The 8,398-nt window shown below is 53.3% G+C and carries 8 protein-coding genes; 3 read left to right on the top strand and 5 right to left on the bottom strand.

Annotation, left to right across the window (positions count from 1 at the left end; all coding sequences use genetic code 11):
* From BP737_RS06570 to BP737_RS06580, 3 genes are all read left to right on the top strand, one after another.
* Positions 1-247: hypothetical protein (locus BP737_RS06570; protein WP_342686041.1), on the top strand; the 247-nt coding region annotated here is incomplete at its 5' end.
* A gap of 79 nt (positions 248-326) precedes the next feature.
* Positions 327-800, top strand: a complete 474-nt coding sequence (locus tag BP737_RS06575) for a PPC domain-containing protein (RefSeq protein ID WP_292518760.1) — start codon at positions 327-329, stop codon at positions 798-800.
* Positions 801-840: 40 nt separating this feature from the next.
* Positions 841-1,665 carry a DNA-binding protein gene (locus BP737_RS06580; RefSeq protein WP_342686042.1) on the top strand — a complete coding sequence of 275 codons (825 nt, stop codon included), beginning with the start codon at positions 841-843 and terminating at the stop codon, positions 1,663-1,665.
* Positions 1,666-2,370: 705 nt separating this feature from the next.
* Here the strand turns inward: BP737_RS06580 and BP737_RS06585 are convergent.
* From BP737_RS06585 to BP737_RS06605, 5 genes are all read right to left on the bottom strand, one after another.
* A complete protein-coding gene (locus BP737_RS06585) occupies positions 2,371-3,381 on the bottom strand; it encodes a cytochrome c biogenesis protein CcdA (RefSeq protein WP_292518764.1) in 1,011 nt (336 codons plus the stop codon).
* Positions 3,382-3,560: 179 nt separating this feature from the next.
* Positions 3,561-4,013 carry a hypothetical protein gene (locus tag BP737_RS06590; RefSeq protein ID WP_342686043.1) on the bottom strand — a complete coding sequence of 151 codons (453 nt, stop codon included), beginning with the start codon at positions 4,011-4,013 and terminating at the stop codon, positions 3,561-3,563.
* A gap of 88 nt (positions 4,014-4,101) precedes the next feature.
* Positions 4,102-5,454 (bottom strand): hypothetical protein, encoded by a 1,353-nt coding sequence (locus tag BP737_RS06595; RefSeq protein WP_292518768.1) that lies wholly within the window; start codon positions 5,452-5,454, stop codon positions 4,102-4,104.
* A gap of 653 nt (positions 5,455-6,107) precedes the next feature.
* The gene (locus tag BP737_RS06600) at positions 6,108-7,265 is read right to left on the bottom strand and encodes a hypothetical protein (RefSeq protein WP_342686044.1); all 1,158 of its coding nucleotides are present in this window, start codon (positions 7,263-7,265) and stop codon (positions 6,108-6,110) included.
* 125 nt (positions 7,266-7,390) lie between these two features.
* Positions 7,391-8,065 carry a carboxypeptidase regulatory-like domain-containing protein gene (locus BP737_RS06605; RefSeq protein WP_342686045.1) on the bottom strand — a complete coding sequence of 225 codons (675 nt, stop codon included), beginning with the start codon at positions 8,063-8,065 and terminating at the stop codon, positions 7,391-7,393.
* Positions 8,066-8,398: the final 333 nt, after the last annotated feature.

Consider the following 8,398-nt stretch of genomic DNA (forward strand, 5'->3'; position numbering starts at 1 on the left):
GGGCAGGCGGTCTACGGCGGGAGCATGGAGGAGTGAGGAGGGCGGGTTCGGCTGCCCCGGACGATGGGTACCGGTGGAGGAACTCCCTTCGACCATCGGCATCAGGCTCCTCCGCCATCACGGCGTCGGACGGGTGGGGACGGTCCGCCGATTGCGCACATCCCGGGAGGCGGCGGCGATCGCGACGTTTTGCCCCCGAAGGAGACGGTTCCGGCCTCCACGCCTCCTGCAGGGGAGATGCGATTAGAGTACGGGTTGCATGATTAGTACGTCGCGGTGGCCGTAAAAGAGACATAGTAATTCTCGAAATTCCTCAACGATACGCTATGAGACTGATTGGAATCGCAACAATTATCATGGTGGTCGTGGCGCTGCTGACCCCGGCCGTCGGAGCACAGGAGATAGAGAACGGCAACTACGTCGTGACCCCCGGGGAGACGACGTTCAAGGAGAGACTACTGCTCACGTCGACGAACGTCGGCGGCATCGTCATGCCGATGAACGCCGGCAGCATCAAACAGGGCGGGTCGGACTTGTACTCGTTCAACGTTCCCGTAGGCACGACGGAGCGCACCGTCGATCTGAACTGGGGCAATCCGTCCAACTCGCTTCGTCTGACGATTTTCACGCCGATCGCCACGCTCGGGCCGTACTACGACTCGGCCGACGGCACCGTGAACGGGAGGATATGCTTGAACATAAAGCACTCCTCCGGTGCGTTGCACCCCGGAACGTGGTACTTCGAGGTCTACGGCGACCGCGTGACCGGGACCCAGGGCTACACGTTCGTCTGGTGGTGAATAGCGAAACGTTGAACACTTCTTCCGGCGATCATTCAGTATGATGCGGTGGAGTCGGATCTTCTCCCTTCTTTTCGTCGCTGTGGTCCTCGCAAAGCTTGCACTCCCGGGCACGGTAACCGCCGGTTACGAGATCGAACCGGGGAAGTACTCCAGCGAGGTACACGACCTCACTGGCGAGAGGTATGACTTCGAGAAGAACATACTCTGGGACTTGCCGCTCTGGGCGGTGCTACCCTATGTCATGCTCACATTCTTCCCCGTGTGCTTCTTCCCCGGCGAATTTGTTTACTTTCTCTTCCTGACGTTCGGCTACCGACGGGTGACACAGCGCACAATTCTCGACGACGACCTCCGGCGTGACCTCTACCGGCAGATCGCCGCCTATCCGGGCATCGAGACCGGGGAACTCAACGAGCTTACGGGTGTCTCGCGAAGTCGGCTCCGGTATCACCTCGCCATGCTCGCCAGGGAAGGAAAGGTGGCCACCGTCTGTCACCGGGGCCGCTACGGGCACTTCGCAAGGAACCAGAGGCACACCGCGTTTGAACAGCGCATCCAGATCGTCCTACGGGAGGAAATTTCCCAGGTGATGCTCGGGCGTCTCCTCGAATCCATGGAGGTGGACCGGAACGATCTCTCGGAACGGCTTGGAATCTCCGGTCGGATAGCCTCGGATAGGATGCGGGAGTTCAAGGGAGACGGGATCGTCGTCACGGAGAGGGATGGACGGTTCGTCCGCTACCGGCTCTCCGAAGCTGCCCGGGAGTTCTTCGACAGGCATCCGGAAGCTCTCCGCCTCCCCGGCCATCCCGGCACGGAGAGTTATCCCGCCGAAATGGGTCGCGAGATCTCGTCGGGCTAAATTCCAGCGCGCGGGTCCGTATACCTGTCTTGCGGCCGTCACGCTCCGTCATCGAGATCCGATCTCGCATGAGAGGAAACCACTCGCAGTACCGCTTATCACGAACCCATCCCAAGAAAAGTCGTGGTTTTCACCTTCATCCCACCCATCGATGAGATAAGAAAATCCGGGTATAGGAGTGAGCTCGCATTTCCAATACCTTAACGTGAATTGTCCTGCCCTGCGTATGCAGGAGAGCGTTTCCGCACTGCGCTTCTCTCCCACAAAATGTAAATAACGAGCATGGTAAGGAGACCCCTATCGGGCTTAGTTGCCAAGGACCATCCCACTGCAGGGAAAATAATACCACTGTAACAGGGAGCCAGATCAGAATACCCAGGAGAGATCTTTTAAGCCCCCAATTACACCACGAATGACTTCGAAACCACCTAATTCCCGCTGATACATCAGGTAGTTCCCAAAGGAGACAAAAACATCATGGGGCCAATATAAAGCCAGTTAACGACCGGATTTTGAATACCGTCTAGGTGAGGGAAAAAAGTACGTTCAACGAACCACAGAAGAACAATCCAGGCGATTGCCAATAGTACCCCGAGTACTGCTCCCCCTGCCCGGCTCGATTTTTCATTTGAATCGTTCTCCATTTGGTGTAGTGAAATCGTTCTATGGGCGAGGGTGTGCGTCAATTGTAGATAAGATGGCCGTTTACCCCCAGAAAATGATCCAGAACCCAAATCCAATCAGAATAATTCCGCTGGCGGCTTTAATGACATCCCGATATTCTCTGATTCTGCTTGACGAACCGTATCCCCCGAGGACTCCGACACCGACGAACGGCGTGAGCACCCCCGCCCCAAAAACGAGCAGAAGCGATAGATCCTGCACGGACCCCTCGATCAAGATTTTGCTCAGCAGGACGAGAATCATCGGTGCAGCACACGGGGCCTTGACAATCGAGAATATCATGCCCAGGACGAACAAGCCGACAAGGGTGGTCGAGTGCCGTTGTATAGCGGATCGGATATAACCGTCTGCAGAGAGCGGGAGCTGTATCAACCCAAGCAGGTTCAACCCGGTGAGTACCGTGATCAGTCCCGCCGCGACGGCGAGGTACGGGCCGAAGCCGCCGAGCGACATCCCCACCAACAGGAAGCAGCACCCCATGACGATGTACGCGGCGACCAGCCCCAGGCCGAATATCATGGAGTTAAGGAGGCTGCTTCTCAAGCCATTGCCCGATCCGGTGGTATACACCAGTATGAACCCGAGTATCGCCATCAGACAGGGTGAAAAGCCGGAGAAAAGACCTAGAGAATAGGCAAATGAGATGTTCCAGTTTATCGGCGGCGAGTCCGTTTCCGATTCGGCTCCGGATAACGATATCTCGATCGCCGCCCTGATGCTCTCCTCGGTGATCTCCTCTTTGGGAATTTTAATAGTGCCGTTCACGACCACGGCCGGCACATTGGTAAAGTCATATTGAAGCCACCGATCCCATCCATCCGGTGTATTGACGTCGATCCGTTCAGCAATCAGAACATCATCATAGGTTTTCTCAAAGCCGACGATAATAGAATCGGTCTGTTTACATGGGGGACATCCAGGTGCATGAAAATATTCGATGTGAATAGCAGATGCACTGGCACAGGGGATCAGACCAATGAGACCTACCACAACCGTGACGGCAACTATTACATTCATTAACCAGTGAGCCATGATATCAAGGCCATTTGCCTGAGATCAGTATGCTGGAAAGTACTCTCAGATCTGTGTTTCCATGTCTATACATTCATTCGGTTCCCAATCCGTCGATTACCAAGCTTATGCTCTCCGCTATGACAAGAGGGGGAAGCAACTGATGGTAGTTTCGTATCCTGCATGGAAAAAGCACAATATCACCTTCTCTTTCTCCGACGGAACTTCAGAAAGATCAATAATACTCCCAATACTCCGATGATACCTATTATGTACCCAAGTGCATTTTCGATCAGATAGCCCAAGACGATGATCAGCAGCGGTGGAGGTGGTCCACTGCGAATGGTCACGTTCAGAGATTTTTCCGCTTGGTTTCCGAGGTTATCGGTCGCTATGACCGTGATTTTGTTCTTCCCCGAAGAAACCGGTACAGGGCATGCGAACTCCATTCCGTTCCCACACGAAACCTCCCCTATTTCGCTCTGGACGACCACGCTCCGTATACCGGAAGGGGCATCGACCTCGCCATGAACCGTAACGTGAGGCGGAACGACGTCGATCCAGACTTCATCACCCTCTTTCGGGAAGGTGATGATGAGATTTATCTCCTCATCGCCGGGTACCGGGTTTATTGCAGGAAACGCAATGATCATCAGTACGGCAACAATCAGTACGGCAACAATCAAAGTTATGCGCATAGCCGATCCAATCCCAAAAATTGGTTGAGGATCAACCTCACGGCTATTTGAACGGGTCGAGAATCCCATTTCCATTCCAATCACCCCAACCAATGAAGTTCTTAGTTGATGGGCTCGGACCAGCGTTAAGAACAGAGTTCCTCATAATGAACATGTTTAACGGACTGCAACCCTCATGATGTTGATTCGTATATTTGTCGTGCATCGGGCTGACGGCAAGATCGCTGTACTGTCCACAGAATGAACTACCACTATATTCATCAAGGGCGCCATAGAGGTGGTATATCTCGTGCGCATAAACGCCAGATGGCGTTTGGGTAAGCGGAGTGTTAGGCAATCCTGGATACCAGTATGAAATCACGGCCATGTCTGCGTAACCCGTGCTAGTGCCTGTTGCATAACAGCCCTGATTGTCATGCGTTAGGTAGACAATCACGACCTGATCTGCTCCAGCCCAGCTTTTAATCGATCTTGCCATTTGCTCAGTAGCAGCGTAGCCCGTACCAGTGTAGCCGAGGTTTCTTGCTGCTGTTACCATCCATCCATTCGGGCCCCAGGAGCTGGAATGATCGCCCTGATTCTGTCCAGAAACAGTTACGGTCAAGAAACCGCCGTCGTTGACAAGGTTAGCGGCCGCAGGCGCTTGGTTGCGAATTGCCGTTGTCGCGGAGCTTAAGCCGCTCAATGCAGCATTCCGATTCGATTGGATCCAGGTTCCCTGAAAGCCTGAGACCGGGGTCGTGAAGTCCACGAATATATATAAATAGTAGGCTTTTCCAGTCGCGTGGGGTGCTGATTGCGATGAAGGGCTGACATACGATGAAGGGCTGACATAGAGAGAGCTACCTGTAGAGCTATCTATACGGCTATCAAGCGCAGAAGCTCCTGCGATACCGAGATGGCCGTCCTGAATAATTCTCGCAATTTGCTCTCTGTGCGCTCTGACGTATCGATCCACTTCATCAGCATTAAGTCCTAAAACAAGCCCCAACTCCTCTCCAAATTTGTCCAAGTTCGGTATTAGATAGTAACGATTGTCTACATCATAGTAATTGACCAACACCTGTTCTTCAAGAATTTGGGAATATTTCTTGACTTCCTCTTCAGATAAGCCCCACTTCAACTCTTCATTCCAAGAGCTCAGATAGCTTACCGTATCTTGGATAATCACTCTGTCATCGTGCTCCATCTCCATAGATTCTGCTTTTAGCAGTATCTCTAACGGTATCGGTTCCGGCGCGGGCACATCGACACCAACAATGAGGATTGGTCCCTCATCAATGTCGGTTGGACCCGCATATCTCCCATTACTTGCACTCACCACCGGCACCATCGCAATACTTATCAACAGTACAGCAAAGAGTACGGAAAATGCTCGCATTCCAATTTTTTCCATTCATGTGACTTTCTCCTGTAACATCCCCGGAGGCAAAGGAGAAAATCCATAAATATGTGAAATACAAATATCTCCCTAGCCTTCGGGCCGTGGAGGGTTCATCCTATCCGTGCAAGGGCGGGTGAACCTCCACCATGGTGCGAACGCTATTTTGAGCATCCGCATGGGAACATCAACGTTCCGATAATTATAGATTACGGCCATAGCGGCGACATGTCAGTCGGTCGTTTGCAAAAATGAGGGAATTCACCCGGGTGATGGGCGCAATTGCCGATGAAAAGGAGACATAGTTTTACGCTTACTCGAAAAAACGACTGCAATATCCGTAATCCGATCCTGATGACAGACGTGCGCTCCGGCAAGGAACGAGAACTATCATCCCATTTTCCTGATATTTCTCCCGTGCAAATGCGATATCTCCGGATCGAGATCCGCAAGCATGGCTCCCCTCGCAGAGCTCCGCCGACCGGTCATCCCGAGGAGCCCATCTCCATCTCTCCCCGATCTCATTCCTAGGACTTCTTGGAAGATTTTACTGTCATGGGGGAGAACCGGCATGGATGAGAATGGCCACCGGAAAGAGGAGAGGATTGTGGAGGGGACTAATGGTAATGTTTCGCATACCCTCCAGATCCCCCATCACAAAAAGCCAGCTACTGGGGCTCCGTAGGGATGTTATATCTGTCCGCCAAGAGGGCATACCCGCCGTCGGTGGTCTGGATGACCGAGACCGCCCTGCCTATCGCGAAGGTGACGTTCAGTTCAATGTCCCACTCCTGGAGTCCGCCGGGATCGAGCTTCACGACGTGGGGGACGCCTACCCAGTCGGAGAAGATCAAAAGCCGAGGTTCGCAATACCACGTAACAGGGGCGTATACATATCCTCCACCGGTCGTTTTGATGATCGGAACCGACGCATTGAGCGCTCTCTTCTCGAGCACATTCCCACCCGGATCAAGGACAACCTCCTCCAGCGGTCCCAGCATTATGTTGCTGTAGATGACAGTACTTTTGCTTTCTGGACCTTCGCTCATGAAGTGCACGTCGTGGTAGAGTGGCGGCGTGCCGAGTGTCGTATCCCAGAGTAAATCGCCTGTGGCATTCAGTCGGAGTATCCACACGTCAAAGCCGCCTCTGTCCGGAAGAGAGATCCGACTACCCACCAGGTAACCCCCGTCGGATGTCTGGACGATGATATCCTCAGAGGCCCTCCCGGTCGTCGGTCTGTAGGTCTTCCTCCACTCTTCCGTCAGGTTCCGATCTTTCTTGAGTACCAGGAGATCTCCTCCGAAAGTTCCGACGACGACAACCCCGCCGTCGGTAGTCCCGGCGACCGACTCCAAGATGCCAGCCTCCGCACTCTGTACTTCGCTCTTCAGGAGGTTCCCTGTCAGGTCAAAGAGCGGGGTTCTGGAACTTTCGGTGCTGGAACCGCTGACCGCTACGATGGTGCCTATTGCTGTCTCGACAACAGAAGCCGAAGCTCCCTCTCCGATGACATTCCAGTCGACGGTACCGTTGCTGTTGAGTTTGAAAACTCCATAAGATCGACCACCGCGCCAGGGCCAGACCTCCCCACCGATAAGATATCCCCCGTCTGCAGTCTGGGTTATGGTCCTGGCAATATCATCTCCCCCGGTATCGATGACCGTCTGCCATTGTTCTGTACCCTCAGCATCGACCTTGAAGACCAGGATATCGCGGCCGATCTCGTCAGGAGGCATAAGGCATCCTGCCGTAAAGACCAGCAGAACACAGAACCCGATCACCAAGATGCCAATCTCTCTGGATGCAGTGGGTTTTGTGCTCACTTTTTTATCATTCCCTGTACCGCGTATTTCATCCTTTCGAACATTTTGTCCTTTTCATGGTCTTACGAGCCTAATAAAAAAAGGAGTTTTAGCCGTCCTCTGATCTATTCAGCCAGTCACGTACTTTACCACCCTTCCTTTCTCCGACGGACCTCCAGAAAGACCAATAATGCTCCCAATACTCCGATGATACCTATCTGCAGATCGAATCCCAGAGTTGCCCGGCCAGAGGGTTCCAGTTTCAGGTCGAGTTCGTTCGTCACGTCTTCGAAGATAATCTCGCGCTGGAGGGTGAGATAGCCCTCTTTCTGAACGCTGACGGTCTGCCTGCTCCCAAGTGCGTTTTCGATCAGATACCTGCCGTCTCTTCCGGTCGTGTTCGTCTCCGAGAAGTCTTTGCCGCCATCCAGCCAGAATACTGATTCAAATCGCACGGATACGTTGTGAATCGGATTGCCTTTGAGGTCTGTTACCCTGCCCGAAACGGTGATCGCTGGCGGCGGCGGGATGCCGATGCGGACGGTCACGTTCAGAGATTTTTCCGCTCGGTTTCCGAGGTTATCGGTCGCTATGACCGTGATTCTGTTCTTCCCCACAGAAACCGGTACAGAACATGCAAACTTCGTCCCGCTCCCACACGAAACCTCCCCTATTTCGCTTTGCACGATCACGCTCCGTATACCGGAAGGGGCATCGGTTTCGCCGATAACCGCAACGTGAGGCGGAACGACGTCGATCCAGACTTCATCACCCTCTTTCAGGGAGGTGATGGTGAGATTTATCGTCTCGCCGTCGGGCACCGGACTTTCAGGTTTGAAGACCTGAACATACTGTAGGAAACGCAATGATCACCATTGCGGCAACAATCAAAGCTATGCGCATGACCGACCCCATCCAAATTAAGCATCCGTACGGGGACGTCAACGTTTCGATAGTTATAGTTTATGGCCACCGTGGCGACGTATCAGTCGGCTATCTTCAAAAGCGGGGCGAGCCGTCCCAGCGATGTGCGCAATCGTACTGTAAATACCCACGAAAGAAAAAAGAGATTTAGCCGAAGAGGGCACCGAGACCGGCCATGCCGCTCTCTTCTTCCTCTTCCTTCTTGGACTCTTCCTCGGCCTCTTCCTCGG

It is taken from the genome of Methanoculleus sp. UBA291 (genome assembly GCF_002499755.1).
Taxonomy (GTDB): domain Archaea; phylum Halobacteriota; class Methanomicrobia; order Methanomicrobiales; family Methanoculleaceae; genus Methanoculleus; species Methanoculleus palmolei.